The 19745-nt window shown below is 49.3% G+C and carries 15 protein-coding genes and 1 tRNA gene; 4 read left to right on the top strand and 12 right to left on the bottom strand.

Going from position 1 to position 19745, the window contains the following annotated elements; genetic code table 11:
- Positions 1-5 precede the first annotated feature (5 nt).
- Positions 6-398 carry a holo-ACP synthase gene (acpS, locus tag HG66A1_RS26795; RefSeq protein ID WP_145044266.1) on the bottom strand — a complete coding sequence of 131 codons (393 nt, stop codon included), beginning with the start codon at positions 396-398 and terminating at the stop codon, positions 6-8.
- Positions 399-701: 303 nt separating this feature from the next.
- On the opposite strand from acpS, the gene HG66A1_RS26790 reads away from it, so the two are divergent.
- Positions 702-2645 carry a redoxin domain-containing protein gene (locus tag HG66A1_RS26790; protein ID WP_232106682.1) on the top strand — a complete coding sequence of 648 codons (1944 nt, stop codon included), beginning with the start codon at positions 702-704 and terminating at the stop codon, positions 2643-2645.
- 9 nt (positions 2646-2654) lie between these two features.
- Here HG66A1_RS26790 and HG66A1_RS26785 read toward each other — a convergent pair whose 3' ends face one another.
- From HG66A1_RS26785 to HG66A1_RS26770, 4 genes are all read right to left on the bottom strand, one after another.
- The gene (locus tag HG66A1_RS26785) at positions 2655-4109 is read right to left on the bottom strand and encodes a sulfatase (protein WP_145191517.1); all 1455 of its coding nucleotides are present in this window, start codon (positions 4107-4109) and stop codon (positions 2655-2657) included.
- Positions 4110-4210: 101 nt separating this feature from the next.
- The gene (locus HG66A1_RS26780) at positions 4211-4864 is read right to left on the bottom strand and encodes a hypothetical protein (RefSeq protein ID WP_145191514.1); all 654 of its coding nucleotides are present in this window, start codon (positions 4862-4864) and stop codon (positions 4211-4213) included.
- A 55-nt stretch (positions 4865-4919) separates the two neighbouring features.
- Entirely contained in the window at positions 4920-6320 is a 1401-nt protein-coding gene (sthA, locus tag HG66A1_RS26775; protein ID WP_145044264.1) for a Si-specific NAD(P)(+) transhydrogenase, read from the bottom strand.
- Positions 6321-6424: 104 nt separating this feature from the next.
- Entirely contained in the window at positions 6425-6994 is a 570-nt protein-coding gene (locus HG66A1_RS26770) for a Uma2 family endonuclease (protein ID WP_145191511.1), read from the bottom strand.
- A 167-nt stretch (positions 6995-7161) separates the two neighbouring features.
- Between HG66A1_RS26770 and HG66A1_RS26765 the strand changes: the two genes are divergently transcribed.
- From HG66A1_RS26765 to HG66A1_RS26755, 3 genes are all read left to right on the top strand, one after another.
- On the top strand, positions 7162-7656 hold the full coding sequence (locus tag HG66A1_RS26765) for a GNAT family N-acetyltransferase (RefSeq protein ID WP_145191508.1): 495 nt from the start codon (positions 7162-7164) through the stop codon (positions 7654-7656).
- 23 nt (positions 7657-7679) lie between these two features.
- Complete coding sequence (gene rfbD, locus HG66A1_RS26760; protein ID WP_145191506.1) at positions 7680-8534, top strand: dTDP-4-dehydrorhamnose reductase; 855 nt, start codon at positions 7680-7682, stop codon at positions 8532-8534.
- Between the two features lie 314 nt (positions 8535-8848).
- A tRNA-Ser gene (locus HG66A1_RS26755) sits at positions 8849-8937 on the top strand.
- Between the two features lie 182 nt (positions 8938-9119).
- On the opposite strand, the gene HG66A1_RS26750 is transcribed toward HG66A1_RS26755, so the two are convergent.
- The 7 genes from HG66A1_RS26750 to HG66A1_RS26720 all read right to left on the bottom strand — a co-directional run bounded on the left by HG66A1_RS26750 (position 9120) and on the right by HG66A1_RS26720 (position 19068).
- The gene (locus HG66A1_RS26750; protein WP_145191503.1) at positions 9120-10325 is read right to left on the bottom strand and encodes a tyrosine-type recombinase/integrase; all 1206 of its coding nucleotides are present in this window, start codon (positions 10323-10325) and stop codon (positions 9120-9122) included.
- Positions 10326-10332: 7 nt separating this feature from the next.
- A complete protein-coding gene (locus HG66A1_RS32930; protein ID WP_145191500.1) occupies positions 10333-10641 on the bottom strand; it encodes a helix-turn-helix domain-containing protein in 309 nt (102 codons plus the stop codon).
- A 69-nt stretch (positions 10642-10710) separates the two neighbouring features.
- Positions 10711-11898, bottom strand: coding sequence for a hypothetical protein (locus tag HG66A1_RS26740; protein WP_145191497.1), 1188 nt, complete (start codon positions 11896-11898; stop codon positions 10711-10713).
- Between the two features lie 501 nt (positions 11899-12399).
- Positions 12400-13575 (bottom strand): Wadjet anti-phage system protein JetD domain-containing protein, encoded by a 1176-nt coding sequence (locus tag HG66A1_RS26735; RefSeq protein WP_197996833.1) that lies wholly within the window; start codon positions 13573-13575, stop codon positions 12400-12402.
- A 14-nt stretch (positions 13576-13589) separates the two neighbouring features.
- Positions 13590-16994, bottom strand: a complete 3405-nt coding sequence (locus HG66A1_RS26730; protein WP_145191491.1) for an ATP-binding protein — start codon at positions 16992-16994, stop codon at positions 13590-13592.
- A 12-nt stretch (positions 16995-17006) separates the two neighbouring features.
- A complete protein-coding gene (locus tag HG66A1_RS26725) occupies positions 17007-17588 on the bottom strand; it encodes a DUF4194 domain-containing protein (RefSeq protein WP_197996832.1) in 582 nt (193 codons plus the stop codon).
- Positions 17581-19068 carry a DUF3375 family protein gene (locus tag HG66A1_RS26720; RefSeq protein WP_145191485.1) on the bottom strand — a complete coding sequence of 496 codons (1488 nt, stop codon included), beginning with the start codon at positions 19066-19068 and terminating at the stop codon, positions 17581-17583. The genes HG66A1_RS26725 and HG66A1_RS26720 overlap by 8 nt, the downstream gene beginning before the upstream one ends.
- Positions 19069-19745 lie beyond the last annotated feature (677 nt).

Here is a 19745-nt window from a genome sequence, read left to right as displayed (position 1 = left end):
GCACTTCAGGCGAGCGGCATTTTTCCGACAGCGATTGCCGTGGCCGTAGCAAATTCCCGGCTGTGGGAGATCGTGATCAGAATCTCTTCGATTCCCAGTTCTCCCGCATACTGCTCTACCCCTCCGGAAATCACAATGGTCGGCTTCCCGCTCTTCAGGTTGACCACTTCAATCTCTTTCCAGCCGATCCCCTTCACAAAACCGGTCCCCAGCGTCTTCATCACCGCTTCCTTGGCCGCCCATCGTCCCGCGTAATGCTGTTCCTTGTTCTTCTTGGTGCCACAGTACTCGTTTTCACTTTCCGTGAAGACACGCTTGAGAAAGGTATCACCATGCCGCTCAATCATTTGACCGATGCGTGAAATTTCGACGATATCTGTACCCAGCCCGACTATCACTGATATTTACCCCGATACTGATCTATTGTATAATGGAAAACAAAATTCTTTCCCTGGATTTCTGAAACAGAATCGGCCGCACATGGGTATTACCGGGCAAGGGAGAATTAATATTAGTGCTTCTTCGTATTTTAACAGTATTTCTATCTACGAAGGCCACTACTCTGGTGTATCTTGAGGGTTCAATTCGCGTCGAACCATTTCGCAGACTTAACCAGCGCCCATCATTAAATCTGAGTCGAGAGGGGAGTTCAAGGTCGAATGAGAGGCTTCTATCGTCTAATATCGGGTTTCCTGTCCTGCTTGCTGTTCACTTCTACTCTTCTGGCCGAGCCCACAGAGTCGCTGGTGGGCAAATCGGTCGACAACTTCAAATTGCAGGATTTTCGAGGCAAACAGGTGCAACTGGAAGACGCCCGCGACCAGAAACTGGTCGTCCTGGCGTTTCTGGGAACCGAATGTCCGCTGGCCAAACTCTACGGCGATCGTCTCCAGAAACTGGCTGACGAATACGAGACCCAGGGCGTAGCCTTTTATGCCATTATGTCCAACCAGCAGGACTCGCTGACCGAAATCGCCGCGTATGCCCGCAAGCATGGAATCAAGTTCCCCGTGCTCAAAGATCCGGGCAACCGCGTAGCGGATCAGATTGGTGCCGTGCGGACCCCGGAAATCTTTCTGCTCGATCAATCGAGAACTGTCCGCTACCACGGTCGTGTCGACGATCAGTACGGCGTCGGTTACATTCGCGACGAACCCAAACGCCAGGACCTGAAAATTGCGATCACAGAACTGCTCGCCGGGAAACCTGTCAGTGTCGCTTCCACGAAACCGCTGGGTTGTTTCATTGGTCGCATCCGGGAACCGGATCCCAACAGCAGTGTCACCTATTCTAATCAGATCGCACGCCTCTTGCAGAAGCATTGTGTCGAGTGCCATCGACAAGGCGAAATCGCGCCGTTCGAACTGACCGAATACGAGGAAGTGGCCGGCTGGGCCGAAACCATCGCCGAGGTCGTTCGCGATCAGCGGATGCCCCCCTGGCACGCCGACCCCGCTCATGGGAAATTCTCCAACGATCGCAGCCTGACCAAAGCAGAAAAAGAACTCATCTACCAGTGGGTAGAAAACGGCGCTCCCGAGGGAGATCCCAAAGAACTGCCCGAACCACGCACGTACGTGACCGGCTGGAAACTGCCCCAGAAGCCTGATGCCGTCTTCTACATGGATGAGAAACCATTTAAGGTCCCGGCACAGGCAGGCAAACGGGGCGTCAAATATCAGTACTTCACCGTCGATCCCGGCTTTAAAGAAGACAAATGGCTCACCGGTGCAGAAGCCCTGCCCGGTAACCGGGCGGTCGTACATCATATTCTCGTCTTCGCGCGACCCCCTCAGGGAAAACGGGTTCGCGTGTTTGGTGAAGGCGATCAGTTCCTCGTCGGTTATGTACCCGGTTCACGGGAAGTCATGTTGCCCGAGGGGATGGCCAAGAAAGTTCCCGCCGGTTCCAAGCTGGTCTTTCAAATGCACTACACTCCCATCGGCACCGAACAGGAGGATCGCAGTAAAGTCGGCCTGGTCTTTACTGATGAATCCAAAGTCACGCACCAGGTCATGACCGCGCACGTGCTCAATCATGAGTTCACCCGACGCAAGTTCCCCATCGATGCCAACAACGACAATTTTAAAATCGAAGGCACTTCCCCTCCCAGCGACCGCAATATGCTCCTGCTGGGCTTCATGCCCCACATGCACCTTCGCGGCAAATCGTTCCGCTATGAATTGCGGAAAACACCGGATGGACCGGGCGAAGTACTACTCGATGTACCTGCCTTTGATTTCAACTGGCAGACAGCCTACAAGATTGAAAAGCCGATTCCCCTTGAGCCCGGCGACTACATCCATTGTGTCGCACACTTTAATAATTCGGACAGCAATCTTTCCAACCCGGATCCCGATAAACCGGTTTACTGGGGCGATCAGACCTGGAATGAAATGATGATCGGCTATTTCAATGTTGCTGTTCCCCGGGAGGAAGCCAAAGCGGAAAACCGTGCCCAGGCCGTTGCCTTCCGTCTGGTGCTCAAACGCGACAAAAATAAAAATGGTCAGCTGGAAAAATCAGAAGTTCCGCTGGTGGAACTCCCCGTCTTTTTCCGGGCTGACCAGAACAAAGATGATGTCGTGACTGTCAACGAACTCGCAGACATGCTGGAAAAAACACGCGGCAATAAAGAGGAGTAACAGCTACGGTCAGGGTTGGGCCGATTTCTTTTTCGACTTGCCTTTACCCTGCTGCTGTTTCTTCTTCTTTCCCTGTCCCAGTGATGCATCATGCGGTGCATCGGGAGCATTTTTTGCAGGGAACCATTTTGCCAGCCGTTGTTTGGTTTCCGCATACTGCGGATCGTCAGCCAGGTTCTTCCATTCCATGGGATCCTGGTTGTGATCGTACAATTCTTCATCGCCATTCTGGTAGCGAATCAGCCGATAACGGTTGTCCCGCACTGCATGGTTCAGTCGCCCGTGCGTGGTTAATGCTGGACGTTCCCACGTTTGCGCGGGATCTTTCAGTAACGAAACCATACTGATACCATCCAGGTGATCTCCCCGCGGAAGCTCACACAGTTCGCACAGTGTCGGATAGATATTCATAAAGTCTACTGCCTGATCACATTTGGTTCCTGCCTGTGTCACTCCCGGAACAACCATCATTAATGGAGCCCGGGTCGCTTCTTCCCATAACGAAAATTTCCGCCAGTGTTTCTTTTCTCCCAGGTGCCAGCCATGATCCCCCCAGAGAACAACGATCGTATTATTCGCATACGGACTCGCATCCAGAGCATCCAGCACTCGGCCCACCTGCACGTCCGCAAAGGCAATACTCGCCAGGTAAGCCTGCACCGCATATCGCCAGTTCTCGGTCTTCAGAATCTTGGCATGATCTCCACCTGGTTTCGCCATCCGCACGCCGGCTGGCGGTATGTCATCCAGATCGTGCTCGGGCACATTGGGAAGCTGAATCTTGTCCAGGGGATACATGTCATAATACTTACGCGGCACCTGCCAGGGCATATGCGGCCGATAAATGCCGCATGCCAGGAAGAAAGGCTTCTGGTCAGGCGTGCTCAGGAAATCAATGGCGTAATTCGCCATCTTGTAATCGCTCATCTCCTGGTCCTGTGCATCCAGCACACCCCAGATAATCGTACCGGCCCGGGAGTGTGGATCCTTGAGCACAGCCTGCGTCGGTTGGGGATCACCGGTCTGCTTCAGATAGTCATCCCACGATCCGTAGTCGTTATATCGTCCATGAAAGATTTTGCCTGAACCAATCGACTGGTAGCCATGATTGCGAAAATGTTGAGGCAGCGTCACGGCGTCCTGCATCACGGGACGCCAGGGCTGGGAGTTCAGATAAACGCCCGAACTGGATGGGCGGATGCCCGTCAGCAGCGCAGCACGCGAAGGATTACAGGCAGGGGCGGCACAATGCGAATTTGTAAACAGCAGTCCCCGGGACGCAAGCCGGTCGATGTTCGGTGTCTTACAGTCCGGATGACCACCCAGGCAACTGATCCAGTCATTCAAATCATCTACGGCGATAAACAGCACATTCGGCCGCTCCGTCTCCGCAGCCTCGACGCGAGTTTCACCGCACAAAATCAAAGACAACAGCAACATTAAACCGAGGAGCGCGCGACCCATTAGTTTCCCCTTCTAGAAAGTCATGAATGATATGATCGAACGCCGATTATAGTCGCCGCAGGTCACTCAAGGAAAGGAAATAAGACAGGAGCCTGAACTGACTACCTGTTTTTAGAGATGATTTCCACCGTTTCACCCGCTCTGGCGGCTTCCAGTATTTTGAATAAACGGTCGCGTTGAACCGTGCGGCCTTCCTGGGGAATCAGACAGGAGATACTTTGTTTCGTATCGGAACGAACGACACTCTCAAACGCCTCCAGCGAGAGATCATCCTTTGACAACCATTGAATGGGCCGCTGTGGTACATAGGCGATAAGCCAGACCGGTTCATTTTTCTCGGACTTCTCGGAAAGCCTGATGGCATGCAGGCAGGTCAGGTAGTCGGAGGGAGCCGCATTATCCGCATCAAACCAGGCCAGGCTGGGGGGCTTTCTGGTGCGGAGGTAGCTGGGGACCGTACGGTCAGAACCCGTTCCCTTGATGGTCTCCTGCCATTCATCGAAGCTGTTCGCCATCAACTCCCGCCAGCTGATATCCTGCTCCCGTGCAGCTTCAAAGACCGAACTCCCATTTAGGTCTTGATAATTATCCTCTCCGAGAGCGACCTGTCCCAACTGGCATTTGACGGTCGAATTAAAAGCCGCCTGTTGCGCATCCCGCACTTGCAGTAACAGGAAAAATACACCGCAGACAAGGAGCAGGAACAAAGCCACTTTCAGGATTCGACGTCCTGGCTGACTTTGTTTCCCGTCCATATCTCGCTCTCCTGTATTCAGGCACGGAGATGCTTGCTGTCGATTCCGACCAGTATCAGAACAGGCGGTTATACCCATTCAATGCAGCCACACGATACGCTTCCGCCATCGTGGGGTAGTTGAAGGTCGTATTGATGAAATACAGCAGCGTATTCGCTTCACCAGGTTGTGACATAATGGCCTGGCCAATGTGAATGATTTCCGAAGCATTCGGCCCGAAGCAGTGAATCCCCAGAATTTCCAGGGTCTCACGATGGAACAGCAGCTTCAACATGCCGGTCGGACAGTTCATGATCTGGGCGCGTGCCAGGTGTTTGAACATCGAATGCCCGACTTCATAGGGGATTTTGGCTTCGGTCAGTTCCCGTTCGGTCTTACCCAGCGAGCTGATTTCCGGACTGGTATAGATCCCGGTCGGAATATCCCGGATCAGAGCCCGCTCGCATTCACCGTTATCCAGATGGCTGGCCGCATACCTTCCCTGCACATAAGCGGCACTCGCCAGTGACGGATAACCGATTATATCACCGACGGCGTAAATGTGTGATTGCGTTGTCTGGAAGTCATCGTTGACAGCAATCTGTCCGCGGGAGTCGGGTTCGATCTCCAGGGTTTCCAGCCCCAGGTGTTCCGAGTTCCCGGTGCGTCCAGCTGCAAACAGCATGATGTCGGTCTTCAGTTTTTTTCCCGACTGCAGATTGATGATCACTCCGTCATCGGTTCCTTCTATCGATTCGTAATGCTCACAGTGACGCAGCAAAACCCCACTCTCACGCATGTGATAACTCAGTGCATCGCTGATTTCGTCATCCAGGAAGTCCAGCAGCGAGCTGCGTGTATTGACCAGGTTGACCTTCATCCCCATCGACCGCAGCATGGACGCGTATTCGCAACCAATCACCCCTGCTCCGTAGACACTGATCGAGCGGGGGGTAAAATCGAGATCCAGAATTGTATCGCTGCAGAAAATATGGGGATGGCTGAAATCAATATCGTCAGGTCTATAGGGGCGCGATCCGGTTGCGATCACGGCATAGTCGAACGAAATTTCTTCGGTCAGCCCATTAGGCGTTTCGATATGAATGTGGTGCGGGTCCAGGAACCGGGCCTCCCCCTCTACCAGGTCGACGCCATTTCGTTCATAAAACATCCGTCGCATGCCGACCTGCTTCTGAATCACGGAGGCAGCCGTCTTGCGGAGCTCAGGGAATTCCAGGTCAAAGACCATCCCGGCCCGTCCCATCTGCCGCATGTAGCCGTTGATCTCCGACATCCGCAGAATGGAATAACGTAAGGCTTTACTGGGAATCGTACCCTTGTGCGTGCAGTTCCCGCCGATCTCGACAAACTTTTCGATCGAGATCACCGATTTCCCCTGTTTAATGGCCTGCATTGCAGCCCCTTCTCCACCGGGGCCGGTACCAATCACTGCCACGTCATAATGTGCCTTAGGCATCCCTGAATTTTCCTTGACTGTTGCTGACTGTTCGCTGAAACGAGCATCCGGGTTTCAGCAGAAGTCGAAATGAAACGAATACTTACGGTCTCTCAGTTGTTAACTTACCACCAATCCGGTTCGGCAAACAAGTCTCGCACACTCATCGCGAAGTCCGGTAAAGAGTCTCCCCCCGTGATTTTGCCATTGATGTCAATCACTTCGCTGCCGCTCGCAGTTCGATATTCCAGCACTTCTTTTTCCGGGGGATCGATGACCCAGATCAGCGGCACTCCCCAGGAGACATAGTCATCAACATGCGCTTTCATCCCCGAGCGGCGCGGGTTAGTCGAGGCAATTTCTATGATGGCATCCGGTCGACGCTCCGTCATCGCCTTGTCTGTCTCATCAAATTGCCCACCACTGTTATAAATGCTCACCGCAGGAAACCGCACCGTATCAGGATCGCGTTTGACGACCAGTCCCAGTTCGAAAGTCGCGGATCCTTCCCGCCGCTCATGCAGGTAGCGGGAGAGTACCTTTGAGATGTTGAGCACAATCGTACCGTGCTCGATATCAGGAGCATCCAGATTAATGATCTGCCCCTGGTCCAGTTCGGTCCAGCGTCCGGAATCGGGGAGCTCGATTCGGGCATCCAGAAATTGTTCAGCGGTATAAATCGCCGTATCGGACATTCAATATTTCCTGTCAGGCCGCATGGTTTTGTCGTTGAAAAGGGATGGGAAAAACAGTTTTTCCACTCACCTTTCAATTTTCACGGCTACATCATAGCATACACGGAAGCTCGACGTCAGTCACGATTCACAGTTTCGCCAACCCCTCATGAGTTTGATCGAGAGATATGAAAATTCGTCCCTATCAGCCCACCGATCTGGACATACTGAAAGCAATTACCGTCGAAGCCTTTCAGGGAGTCTCCATTGATCAGGGAATCGAACAGAAATACGGTTTGATTCAGGGACACGACTGGAAATGGCGCAAAGCCGGACACGTGGCAGCGGACGCCGATCGGGAGCCCACAGGGATTTTTGTCGCCGAACTGGATGACAAAGTCGTCGGCTACATTTCCACCTGGCATGATCCGGAAGCCGGCATCGGCTACATTCCCAACATGGCGTTCGTCCCGGAGTGCCGTGGTCAGGGGATGGGACGCAAGCTCCTCGAACACGCCCTGGCACACTTTCGAGAGCTCGGTCTCTCCCTGGCAAAAATTGAAACACTGGAACAGAACGCCGTAGGCAATCATCTCTATACTTCACTCGGTTTTCAGGAGGTCGCCAGGCAGATTCACTTTGTGGCTCCGCTCAATCCCTCCGATTCCCAGTCATCAGCCTGATTCAGCAAAGGACGCGATTCAAGATGAAAATTACAGTCATTGGTTCACGGGGACAACTGGGACAGGACCTCACTGCCCGTCTGGCGGGAGAAGGTCACCAGGTCTCCGGTTTGACACATCAGCAGATTTCGATTGAAAATGCATCCAGTATCGCTGATGCCCTTGCGCAGACGGCTCCCGAACTGGTGATCAACACCGCCGCCTATAACAAAGTGGACCTCGCGGAATCGGAACCGGAAGTCGCTTACGCAGTCAATGCTCTCGGCCCCCGGAATCTGGCCCTCTACTGTCAGCAGCACCAGATAGCCCTGATGCAGATCAGTTCCGACTATGTCTTCGGGCTGGATCTGTCGCGGGAGCAGGGTTACCGGGAACAGGATGCCCCCGGCCCCGTCAGTGCCTACGGTCTGAGTAAACTGGCAGGAGAGTATTTTGTCCGTGCACTCTGCCCTCAGCACTATGTCATTCGTACCTGTGGCCTGTATGGGAAAGCTGGCAAAACCGGAAATGGCAACTTTGTCGAAACCATGCTCAGGCTGGGACAGGAACGCGATTCCCTCTCGATCATTAACGATCAGCACTGCACACCCACCAGCACGCGCGATCTGTCCGAAGCACTCGCCCGACTGATCGCGACTGAGCAGTACGGCTTATACCACGTGACCAACCGCGGACAGACGACCTGGTATGAACTGGCGCGGACCCTGTTTGAGATCGCCGGGATCGAAGTCGAAACGCAGCCCATTACCACCGAACAATATAACGCCGCAGCCGACCGCCCCCGATTTAGTGTCCTCGACAGCTCCCACCTCGAGCAGGTGACCCGGTTCGAGATTCCGGACTGGCAGACCGCGCTGGAGAATTACATTCGGTCTTAAAGATCAGGATGTGTAATTGTGATCAGTTTCAGGGTTAGCTTCTCTGCGCGAACCCGGGCTGTCGTGTGAGTGTCCAAACCGGTTCTCGCGATTATGGCTGGGATACCAGTTTCTCAGTTCAAGATCCCCTGCTTTCGCATCTCCAGGGGGCCGAAACTATTGCAGCTGAGAATTTGGTTTGATACACTCCCTCTTCCCGCGATGTTAATTTACGGAAGTCTCTGCATATTCAGAGCTTCAAACGTTGACATTCCACGGGAAAAACAGCATAAAGAGTGCTGAATCGGCTCTGTTTTCAGCAGCCGGTACAGTCAGGAGAGATGGCAGAGTGGCCGAATGCGCCGGTTTGCTAAACCGGTGAGCCGTGCAAACGGTTCCACGGGTTCGAATCCCGTTCTCTCCGTATTCAAAATAATGGTCGTTGTAAATACTTAGAAATAAGTGATTTGCGACGACCATTTTTTTTGACACAGTCAACTGTGACAAAAACTGTGACAAAACTGCCACTTGTAAACTCACGAATTTCAAAAATTATCAGTCCTCCAACGCCTACTTCAAATGTGATTCGACGGAACACCCGTCGAATTATCCTATGAAACGTAATGTATCCATGCGCTGTTTCGCTTCTTCGTCGTGCAGATGATAATAATGCTGCACCATCTCGCTGCTTCGATGTCCAAGCCACCGCATTACCATATTTTCCGGAACTCCACTATTAGCACAGGTGGAGCAGAAGTAATGCCGAAAGCTATGTGGTCGGCCATCAGCAAAGCCAATTTCATCCTCACTCTGGGGAAACTTTTTTGCTAACGGTTTAATTACATCCCTAATTAAAATAAGTCGTACTGTATCTGGTTTGAGCTGTCCACCTCGAGGCCCTCGAAAAACATTTCCTGAACGGTTAGGCATTTTATGGAACACTTCCAACAGCGTTGAGTTTATTGGAAATGATCGGTTATAACCAGATTTCGTTGTCCTTTTACTGGCCTTGGATTTTTTCTTAATCATAGTCTCATCTGTTAAACGCAACATCCCTTCTTCTAGATCAATATCAGACCATCGAAGAGAGGCTAATTCGCTGATTCGCAAACCAGTGCAGGCAAGACAGATTATAATATCCCCTAGCCAGTTTAAAGCTTTGTTTTTGCGACAGTACTTTACCATCACTGCTACTTGTTTCGGCTTCCAGCAATAGGTTGAAGTTCCTTGTTTCTTTCGAAGAGGCAAATCGATACGTTTGCCTTCTGGAAGGTAGCCATCCTTAATTAACCAGTTCACGATTTGTTTAATTGTATTCAATTCAAGACAAATCGTGTTCTGGGAATATTCTTTATTTTTGGCATACTCCTTATTTTCCAGATAGGCTGCGTAGTTTTTTAATAGTTTAGCGTCGACTTGTTCCCACGTTGATACTTGCTCCACTGCACAAAACTTGATGAATTTATCGAGTACTGTTCTGTAGCGTTTTTGGCTGCTTTGTCTGATTCCACCGATGAGAATCGAACTGGATATGTCTGCTTCGTAATGTTGGCGACCTTCCAGGAGAGGTAAAGATCCTTTCTCTCGGCTGTCAAGTTCATCAGCATCGAGAAGTCCATGTTCGACGGCTTTAATTCTGTCGAGTTCATATATTGCATCTATTGCTTCCTGGTAATTCGATGTTCCTAGTGAGTGACGACCAACATTAATTGTGTTTGAACGTCCGTCTGCTTGGTATAACTTTCCTCTCTGAGAAAGCAACCAGCTAAAATATTGGGCTTTAATTTTTTGATTTTTTCGCTTTCGCGGCATAGCATCCTCACTTTTTGTTTTTAAGTACTTTATGTTTTTTCTTCCAGGCAGGTTCCGGACCAGATGTCTTGGCCTGGGGCTTCTTCGCGCGTGGTGGTACGGGAGGCGAATTCTCTGAAGGAATTTTTCCTGAGGAATTCAGGGCGTTTTGGGGGATAAGAATTCGACAGCGAAATCCCCCCGGCTGGATATAAGGAAGTCGCCCTGACTTGAGATACCGGTGGATGGTGGGAACAGAGAGCCCACTGAATTGCGCAAATTCTTCTGGGGAAAGGAATTCCGGATCGGATAGGTTTGAATCTGCGTGACTTGTCATTGGTTTCCGGTAGTTTTCAGAAGGAATGAAATACTTTCACCCTCTACCGGTTACCAATTAGTGTAGACGTTATTTTTCGATCTCACTTGTCCTGGAACGCATCCAGGTAAGTAGCTGAGCTAATTCAGAAGTTTTAGCTTTAATTTCCAGGTTACTTTGGATTTCATCATCACTCAGACCTTGGTCAATTAGGGAGCTAATATCCATTATCAGATCGTGTAGTGTATATTCATGTTTTTTTTGTAAGTGAGTTTGTTTTAAAGAATCAATTCCTAACCCGAGTCTTGACTCTGAAACCGGGCGCGGTGTCCGGGACTTTCTAGGTCGTATCTGACTTAGAATGTTATGTTTAAGATCAAACTTACTGAGCTTAAAAACGCCGATTGTGTTCCACCACAACTCGGGAGAATAAGGTTTCCCGATTATCATTTCGAATGCACTTCGATAATGATTACTGACCGTGGAAATTGACGAACCTACTACTTCTGCTATTTCGCTTAATTTTTGCTCTTCAGAAATGTTATAAGCGCCTTCTTCTGAAAATCCTTCACGCAGATCCCAAACCTCTAAGTAGGTTTTATTTTTGTCTGAGCGGTCCCTCTGCTCTTTCAGTTCACGTTCATTTTTCCACTGTCCATGGAGACTCTTAATTGCCTCGCTAATTTGACGCTGAGACGCAGCCGGATTAACCGAAACCAGTGGTTCAGCAGTATATGAGTCAAGTACCTCGCATTTGTACGAAGCCAATTTGGATAGACTATTTTCTCGACTATACTTCTCTTTATCGTTTTTTTCACAAGAGGCTTCTATGAGGTAGAGGCCTAAATCCCCGAGGGTACTCTCTGGTAAAGTTGCCAATAAAATACCAGCCATCCCCCGTAATGTGACAGGATGAACTGCCCCCGATAACCACGCGTTATTGAGTTCAGATTCGCCCAGCTCAGAAAATGGAGTTCTCGGGTCTGGAGGTTCCCCGGAAACTCCGATTAGAGCCAAAAGTTTAGCTGCTGATTCACGCTTTATTTTCTCGAATGGATTTGTTGAGGTAATTTCTTGTCGATGGAAGTTTGCGGAGTCTTTCCAAAGTTTTTGATAAAAGGGGTGACGCCGAGTCACTTCCCACCTCATCGGGATTGATAATGATCTCAATTGAAACGGCTCACGCTTTATTGAATCAATCACTTGAATCAGTGGTCGAATAAATTGAATGAAGTCCTGTAAGTCTTTTTGATTTGTAACTTTATCAGATGGTTGCATGTCGGCAGTACCTATCGAGTCCGTGATTGACACCAGTTGTTATAACCTTGTGGAAAAATGATTAACTCCATAGTGCAGCAGGCAATAGCTGATGTTAAAAAATTTTGATACAGATCTGGCGAATCAGATTGGTAATTTGCAATAGCTGTGTCTGCATTCTCTTCTGACAGCTAATCAGGTTTCTCCTTATGTATTATGACACGAAAACCAACGAAATTTAGCTAATAGCTAACAGTAAAGCAAACTTGCCTTTTTAAAAGTAATGGAAATGATAAGCAGCCTGAAATTACATAGTCATGTTTTTTTTTTAATAAATAGATAAGCATTTTCCATCCTATTTATTATGACACGTTTTTGGCCAAAATTTAGGTGTTTTTAACCGTCCCGAGAGTCTCTAAGCAGAGAACTGACTTTACTTGGTAGAAATTATGGTGAAAGCCTTTGTTAAAATGCAGTTTGTTTTTTGGAAGTTTAAACGGACCAACAATTTTGGATAAAAAGTCAGTCAGATGGCGCTGATGTGATTGCAGCGATCTGGTTTTCCACGTAATTCTGAAGAATTCGTTCCTGCTCCAGCCGACATTGATTATTCAGGCAGTACTCATACGCCTCCGCTTCCCGATTGGTCAGATTAGGGGGCGCTTCGGGCTGACTCGGATTACCTTTAACGATAGCAGTGGTGTGACTGTTGAGGGTTTCCTGATCCATCATCACACTGTCTGTATGCGGAAAGAATTTTCGCAACCGCGATAAGATCTGGAAGCCCTCCACATCGATATCTCCCCAGTAAATCAGTTGATTCTTACTCAGCCAGCTCAAATCTTTGAGTTGCATGACTGCGTTTCCTTCACCGCGAATGGCCACCCCTCGATGGAATGTAGGCAGGGTCAGTAGATTCAGGTTGTTTTCTACAATAAAAACAGTGGTATCCCGGACATCCAGTGTTTTCAGGTAACGTAACGGCAGGGAGAGTTCATCGAAAGGCAGATTCAGTTCCGACTGTAACTCAGGATCAAGTAATCGGAATGAGTGATGGGGTTGACTGTCGCGAAACCCAAAACGATGGACCAGTTTGTTCTCATTTACATTGATCGCATACGCAGGCAGTAGTTTATCCAACCACTGTTTTAACGTGTGTTCATGATTTTCCACAAATTTGGTGTCTACAAGGACCGGTAATTGTCGGATGTAACAATCAGGGACCGGGTGAGCAATGAGATAATTTGTGACCTGTATTAAACCGTCTACCGACTCTGCCAGTTTTGCGATTTTGGTAACTTCGGCAACTAACCAATCCTCTAATTGTGGGAAGTGAAAACGTACCTTTTCAATCACAGTTCGTGTCTTTTCAAACTCATCCTGCTTTTTGGCCAGACGCAGCAGATCCTCGAGAGTGTCGACTGTAATGGCAGTCGGAACCAGGTTCGTTCCAAAATCCCGCTTCCGCTTTAGTTCCCGGTGGACGGTATAACCCCAGCCACGCTGATCTTTTGAATGGGCGAGTAATAGCTCATGAGCATCAATGGTTTCTTTGGGATTCCGTGGGTCCAGTGTCAACCGGACTTTTACCCGATACGGAAAAAAGTCTTCGACTTCTCCACTCACCCAACGTTTAAGAAAACGGGGATAAGCCTTAGCGACTTTATCTGCGATCTCTTCGGGAGAAACCAACGGCATTCGCTCAACCATCATTATTTCGTATTTTGAGAATTACGGGACTGTGTACGACTCAGCTTGATGTTCTTTTTCACTTCTTCTTCATACTCTTTCGCCGTCATACTGAGTAGCTTGGAGCGGCTGGTCTCCGTATCCTTCACAACATACAGATAACGATCGACAAATGGTTCGGTCACGCGGGCTTTTGCATCCAGCGGCGCCACGATCAGTAGTTGTAGCCCAAACTGATCGAATAAATTCAGGGCGAATTCCGCGTTCTGGTCATCGACTTTGGAAAACATTTCGTCCACCACGACAAACTGAAAGCGGCCTGGAGTGAATCCATCAGGATCAATGTCATACTGATAAGCCAGAGCCGCAACCAGGATCGTGAAAGCGAGCTTAGCTTTCTCCCCACCGGACTGGCCCGAACTGCCATCGTAGCTGCTACGGGTCTCTCCTGATTCGATCACGATTTCTTCAGCGACAAAATTGTACCAGTTACGTACATCAATTACTTTTTTTCGCCAGGCTGATTTTTCCTTATCTGAAAGACGTTGTACCAGTAATTGAATGCGCTGAAATCGGGCTTCATTGGCTTCGGGGCTCTGCTCCAGTGATTCATCCAGACATTCCCGCAACGATCGTTTAAAATCTTCGATTTCACGATCATTCACCTGGGAGGGCTTCAATCGCATATAGGTTGCAGGAGAGTAATGAACTTTTCTCAGTGCACCATTCAACTGGTCGATTTTCTCTTCAATCTGCTTTTGCTCGGTTCGTAACTCGGTATTGAATAACGCGATCTCCTGGCTGACCTGATCGTTCAGTTTGTCTTTAAACTGTCGCTCGTATCGGGGTAAATCTTCTTCTTTGACCCGGTCCAGGACTCCCAGAAAGCTCTCTAAAGATTCTAGTCTGGCGTCAAGATCGTCTGTCTCTTCTTTAAATTCCCTCAAGTATCTGGACATCGCCTCGAATAGTTTTTCTTTCAGCCGGTCGAGTGGCTCTCTGATCCGCTCAATTTTCGCTCGTATCTTTTTATTCCACTCCCGCATCCGTTCTTCCAGGTTGTCGATCGCGAGTGTATCCACCTCTATTGACTCGGCGATCTCCGGAAAGAACTTCTCATGCTGCGGGTAATCGTCTCGCTCGCGCTGTTGTTTGATCTCAGCATGCGTCGAATCAAGCCGTCTGCGGGTAATAGAAATATCACTTTTTAATTTGGCCTGTTGACCGATCTTCTCATCGCGTTCCTTCCCCAGAGAGACTTCCTGTTCCTCCGCTTTTGCTAACTGTTTTTTGAGTACACGCACCTTGTCATTTGACCCTTCCAGCTTCTTTTGCTCTGTCTGGAGTGCTTCGATTGCTGACTGATGACGTGCAATGTCGATCTGGTCAAAATCCGCTATAATTAGAGCCTGCTCGGCGGCTTGTTTCACGGATTGCAGTTCCTCACTCTGTTGGTCGAGAGAATTCAGCTGCGTCTGGAATGCTTCAAATTCCGTGTTGAGCCGCTGAATATGCTGCTGGATACGCTGTTTCTTCTCGGCATTATTCCAGCCCAATACGAAGAAACGGGGGTCGGTGGTCCGGTCCCGGTCATCTTTCTGGTGTCGTTTCCGGTTAAATTTGACATGACAGTTCGCCGTCAAAGCATTTCGGGGTATCTGATCGAATTCGTCAACACGATCACAACATTGAAAACTGAAACGTTGTTGGATTTCTTCCCGTACCCAGGGAGTAAGCGGATGCTTAGACTTGAATTGTATTTTGTGGTAAAGAGAACTGGCAGGAATACGGTCCCCGCTGCTTTCAGCGACACTCCCTACACACAGATAGTCCAGCCGCAGCCCTTTCCCAGCAGCATCAGTCAGTTTCCGTTTCTCAATGTAGGCTCTGACTCGAGGATAATATCGTTCTGGAACCAGCAAGCTGAGGGAGAAGGATCGCAGTACCATCTCAATGGCTGCTGTCCAGTTCCTCTGATCGGGATCTACGGCGATCAACTCAGCTGCATAAGGAAGCTCACTCTCTTTCAGATTCAGCTCAGTACAGAGCTGACTGCGTATCGTGGTAAATTGAGGCGGTAGATTACTGCGCTGCTGTTGTAGTGCCTCTAGTTCGGTGCGTTCTTCACGGAGGATCGTTTCAACGGCAGTTTTCTCGCCAATCACCGTTTCCTGTTTCTGTTTTAATTCATTCCGTTGCTGAATATTCGTTAACAGCAGTGCCTGTAATTTCGTCTTAACTTGCAGGAATTGCTCCTGATTCCAGACCGTTTCCTTAAGTCCGCACTGTTTTAGATTATCATGAAAGTTATGAAAATTCGGACTCTTGCTAGACAATGACTGTTTTTCATTCAGGATCAATTCTGGAATTCGTCGTAGCCTGTCTCCCCCTGCCTGCTCAAGCTCGTTTTTCAGTCTTCTGACGGTATCCCGTGACTGTTCCAGTTCATGCGTCAGTCGGTTCAGGATAGCTTCCAAAGCTGCTGCCTTGTTCTCCAGACATGCCAGTTCTGGCTCAAATACCTGAATTGTGAGCAATGAAAAACTGGATTCGGAAGCGGCATCCAGAAGTTGCAGATGGTTGAGTTTCTCCGCTTTGACTTGATACTTATGGCCAATGGACGCAACCGGCATCAGAAGTTCTTGAGCTCTTTGTGCCCTGACCAGTTCAGAATGGGCATTACTGAGGTCATTAAAATGCTTCAGCAACCCCTGGATTTTGTCCTGCCAGTTGGCTGCCTCCAACATATGAGCACGGATAAACAGATTCAGGCTTTGAATATCCTTTACAGCAACCGTCTGATTGAACATGCTAATGGCTTTGCCTCTCATTCCGGTCTGCCTGGTGAGCCAGCCCAGGTATTCGGCATAAGAACGTGTCGTCTGGTAACCACACTGCTTGAGATGTTCGCGCACTTCGTCCGACTTTACCAGTCCCTGCAAATCCGCCTTCAATTCCCGCGCTGACGGGGCAAAGGCATAAACCCGATCGTCGGCCCCGTCTGCTTTAAGGTAGAGAATTTGTGTGAGGGTAAAGGAACGATCGAGTTGTTCATCCTTGAAGACGGCGGAGATCGCCGTCAGATGATTTCCTTTCGGTCGGAGATAGCTAATCACGCTGGATTGTGTTTCATCGGTCGTTCGATTGTAAGCGCCCTTGATATAACTCCTGGGGGTTCGCTCGGTTTTCTTAGCACCGGCAGCCACATTGTAGTTTCGTGTTTTTCCATCGACTAACAAGGTGAGGATGGCGTCTACCAGGGTCGATTTCCCCGAGCCATTATGTCCTACTAAAAGCGAGGTCCGCCCCTGTGGCTCAAAGCAGAACACGTTCCCGTCCGAACTGTCGAACGTCCCCCAGTTAAAGACTTCCAGTTTTTGCAGACGGTACCCGGGGTATTCGGGCCCCATGTCAAACAAGTGTTGCATATCATGCGTGTCCTATTCGTTTTCGAACGCTGTGAGCTGATCCCGCAGGCGTTCCAGTTCTTCAATGGGAATCCGTGCTTTCAGAAGCTTACGGACTTCCCAGGAATCAGGCTCATCCTTAATACCACTGACAAATTTGAGGTTTTCAAGTTGTTTGAAGGAAGCGATTAACTGTTTCCGTAACGTGACTTCATCGGATTCAGCTGGAAAACAGGGTTTCCACAATTCGAGCAGTGAATCGACTTCGACGACGCAGCGTTCGTTATCGAGATCTTCCTCTTCAAATTTCCGATACTCCTCGCGCAGAAGCATGCACAGCAGGGTCACTTTATAAGTCAGTGGTGCTTTCCGGAATAATCGCGGCAGGCGTTCATAACCTCCGGTCCGTTCATCGTCGCTGAATTGACGCAGGTAGGCCATTCCTTCTGTGCGATCGATGACCAGCGACAACCCAATCTCACAGAAGTAGTCACTCAGGTCAGATTCATTGCTCAGCAACAGCGACCAGATTTCTTCCTGTTCCTCATAGATCACACCTTGCAGCAGGTGGACCGCCACGATACCCCGTTCGCGGAATTCCGGGATCTCACTCATCGGAGGTCCTTCCTGAAACACGCTCCAGTCTTTCAGTTTCAGACAAATACACAACCCGGGGAATCTCATAGTCCTGTATTCCCATGGGAGTGTCGATGCTGATCAGATCGAATTCGTTTTCGTTGACCTCATGCCCGCCATCATAAGCAAGTTGAATATACCCGAGTATTTCGAGAGGTCCGTTGTCGGGAGGGAAGACATTTAGCAGGTCAGGCAGAGTCACACGTTCGTTAAAATCGATTTGGCTTTTAATATTAGATCGCATGGCATCCCAGTCGAGCCGCTGCATTTCAGCAAGTCGTTGGAAGACATTCAACCGCTCAGCTTCGTTTGGTTCTTCCTGCTTCAGTTCCATCGCCTCAAACTGGATCGGAGTCTGCCAGAAAGGACGCTCCATGCCGTTAAACAGATCAATCTCTGTAAAGACTTCGATTTCTGCTTCGGGTTGTGATTCTGCCTGCCGGACTGCTGCTGAGTGAATCTCTCGTAAAACTGTTGCCAGGCGGAGTCGCGTCGTGCTGATGCGGGAATCCAGTAGCCGGCGGAGCGTCGCATTCAGTCGTCGCGTTGTCTGCTGGACTCGGGCTGCTTCTTTTGACAGATTACCGATCATCCCTTTGACGCGAGATTTCCCTTCCGTCTGAGAAGCCAGTTCGTCGAGTTCATCGAGTTGTCGGATCATCTTTTCCAGTTCGTCCTGCTTCGACTGGGACAGCAGCATTTTAAAAAACGCTTGAAAACTGGCCCCCTGGTCTTCGTCCTTGAGCCGGTCTTCCGCAGCCAGTGCAGAACCCAGGATTTGCCCGCGAGTATCTACTGCCTCCGATTGCTGTTTTTGAACATCGCGCGTGATGGACTTAAACGATTCTTCGACAGCTCGAAAATCTCCCTGCAGGGAAATCAGATCTGAGATGACATCCGAAAATCGTTCACGAATGGCGGTTGAACTGTGTGTTGATACGATTTCACCCGACTCGATTGATTGAATCTCTTCCTCGATACGATCACGTTCCGCTTGCAGATAACTCAATCGACGTTCCCGGTCCGCAGAGCCACGGATTACAATATCGGACAGCGTCTCAAGAATGCGTGTGAAGCGGGACTCCGTGCCGACAAATCCGAGAGAATGATCAGTGACATCCGTCAGGAATTTCAGGACATCTTCGGAATGTGGCGTCAGTTGGAAAACAGAATCCGCGTGTTGAGAGTCGTAATATCGCCTCAACCAGCGCGTCTCACCGGTAGACCACTGATTGAGGTAAGTTTCCGCATTGTCCCGCAGTACCTCCGGATCGGTTTCATGAATGTGTTCCAGAAAACCTTTCAGGCTCTGCACGAGTTCGGTATTCGGAGTCGCCAAATTCCCATTTGTTTTGAAGTGCTGGTTCAGGAAATAAACGATATAGGCCGCCTGATTGGCGCGCAACAGCCTTGCAGATGGATTCGTGGAAAAAAATGTGATCAGACGATCCAGTTCCATGGTTGTGGTTTCCAGGTGCCTTCATCTTCACTTCATACATCTACCTTAATGTACACCTTGGGAGGACTAAATGGCACAAGAGAGTTTCGAAAATCATCAATGAGACGAGCATTTCAGAGCAAACCATAAGCTGGCGAAAGATTATCAGTATTACAGATTTAGCAATTTATTTCGTAAGTCCTTACTAATTATAAATATGCGATTATATGTGGGAGATGGATGATTGTTAAACTGGAATAATTCTTTACTTATATAAGTCACTGATTACATGCAAAGGCACTGATGTATTGCTTTTCTTTGCAGTAGATTGAAACGTGAAGGGTGCGACGTTTCAGTTCACCCCCAGATCCTCAGGAGAGATCTGGTTGTAGCCATTTCCGATTTACCAGGTCAGACAGATAATAAGTTTGAAACGCCCCCCGCCGGTTTTCATGACCTCCGAAAAAGGAGTTCCAGCATACTTGGTAGCCATCTCCTGGTAGAAAAAGAGAGTGGTATGTGGGCCACTCAGTCAATTACAGGGGACGAAGGATTGCAACGACGTTCGACTCGCCGTCGGGACCGGTTGCTTCTTCAGATGTGAACACGGGCAATGCATGAATACGAAAACGTCCGTGAAGTGTCCCAAGATCGAGGTGACAATGTCCGTCCTGAATAGTTTGACTAACTGATGCAGC

Origin of the sequence: Gimesia chilikensis, from assembly GCF_007744075.1 — a bacterium.
In the GTDB taxonomy this organism is placed as follows: domain Bacteria; phylum Planctomycetota; class Planctomycetia; order Planctomycetales; family Planctomycetaceae; genus Gimesia; species Gimesia chilikensis_A.
This window is presented reverse-complemented; position numbering and strand designations above follow the sequence as displayed.

Bases quoted from the DNA above. Each gene is read 5' to 3' on its own strand.
- HG66A1_RS26785 (WP_145191517.1), bottom strand. From the start codon at position 4,109: ATGGGTCGCGCGCTCCTCGGTTTAATGTTGCTGTTGTCTTTGATTTTG.
- HG66A1_RS26780 (WP_145191514.1), bottom strand. From the start codon at position 4,864: ATGGACGGGAAACAAAGTCAGCCAGGACGTCGAATCCTGAAAGTGGCT.
- sthA (WP_145044264.1), bottom strand. From the start codon at position 6,320: ATGCCTAAGGCACATTATGACGTGGCAGTGATTGGTACCGGCCCCGGT.
- HG66A1_RS26770 (WP_145191511.1), bottom strand. From the start codon at position 6,994: ATGTCCGATACGGCGATTTATACCGCTGAACAATTTCTGGATGCCCGA.
- HG66A1_RS26765 (WP_145191508.1), top strand. From the start codon at position 7,162: ATGAAAATTCGTCCCTATCAGCCCACCGATCTGGACATACTGAAAGCA.
- rfbD (WP_145191506.1), top strand. From the start codon at position 7,680: ATGAAAATTACAGTCATTGGTTCACGGGGACAACTGGGACAGGACCTC.
- HG66A1_RS26750 (WP_145191503.1), bottom strand. From the start codon at position 10,325: ATGCCGCGAAAGCGAAAAAATCAAAAAATTAAAGCCCAATATTTTAGC.
- HG66A1_RS32930 (WP_145191500.1), bottom strand. From the start codon at position 10,641: ATGACAAGTCACGCAGATTCAAACCTATCCGATCCGGAATTCCTTTCC.
- HG66A1_RS26740 (WP_145191497.1), bottom strand. From the start codon at position 11,898: ATGCAACCATCTGATAAAGTTACAAATCAAAAAGACTTACAGGACTTC.
- HG66A1_RS26735 (WP_197996833.1), bottom strand. From the start codon at position 13,575: ATGCCGTTGGTTTCTCCCGAAGAGATCGCAGATAAAGTCGCTAAGGCT.
- HG66A1_RS26730 (WP_145191491.1), bottom strand. From the start codon at position 16,994: ATGCAACACTTGTTTGACATGGGGCCCGAATACCCCGGGTACCGTCTG.
- HG66A1_RS26725 (WP_197996832.1), bottom strand. From the start codon at position 17,588: ATGAGTGAGATCCCGGAATTCCGCGAACGGGGTATCGTGGCGGTCCAC.
- HG66A1_RS26720 (WP_145191485.1), bottom strand. From the start codon at position 19,068: ATGGAACTGGATCGTCTGATCACATTTTTTTCCACGAATCCATCTGCA.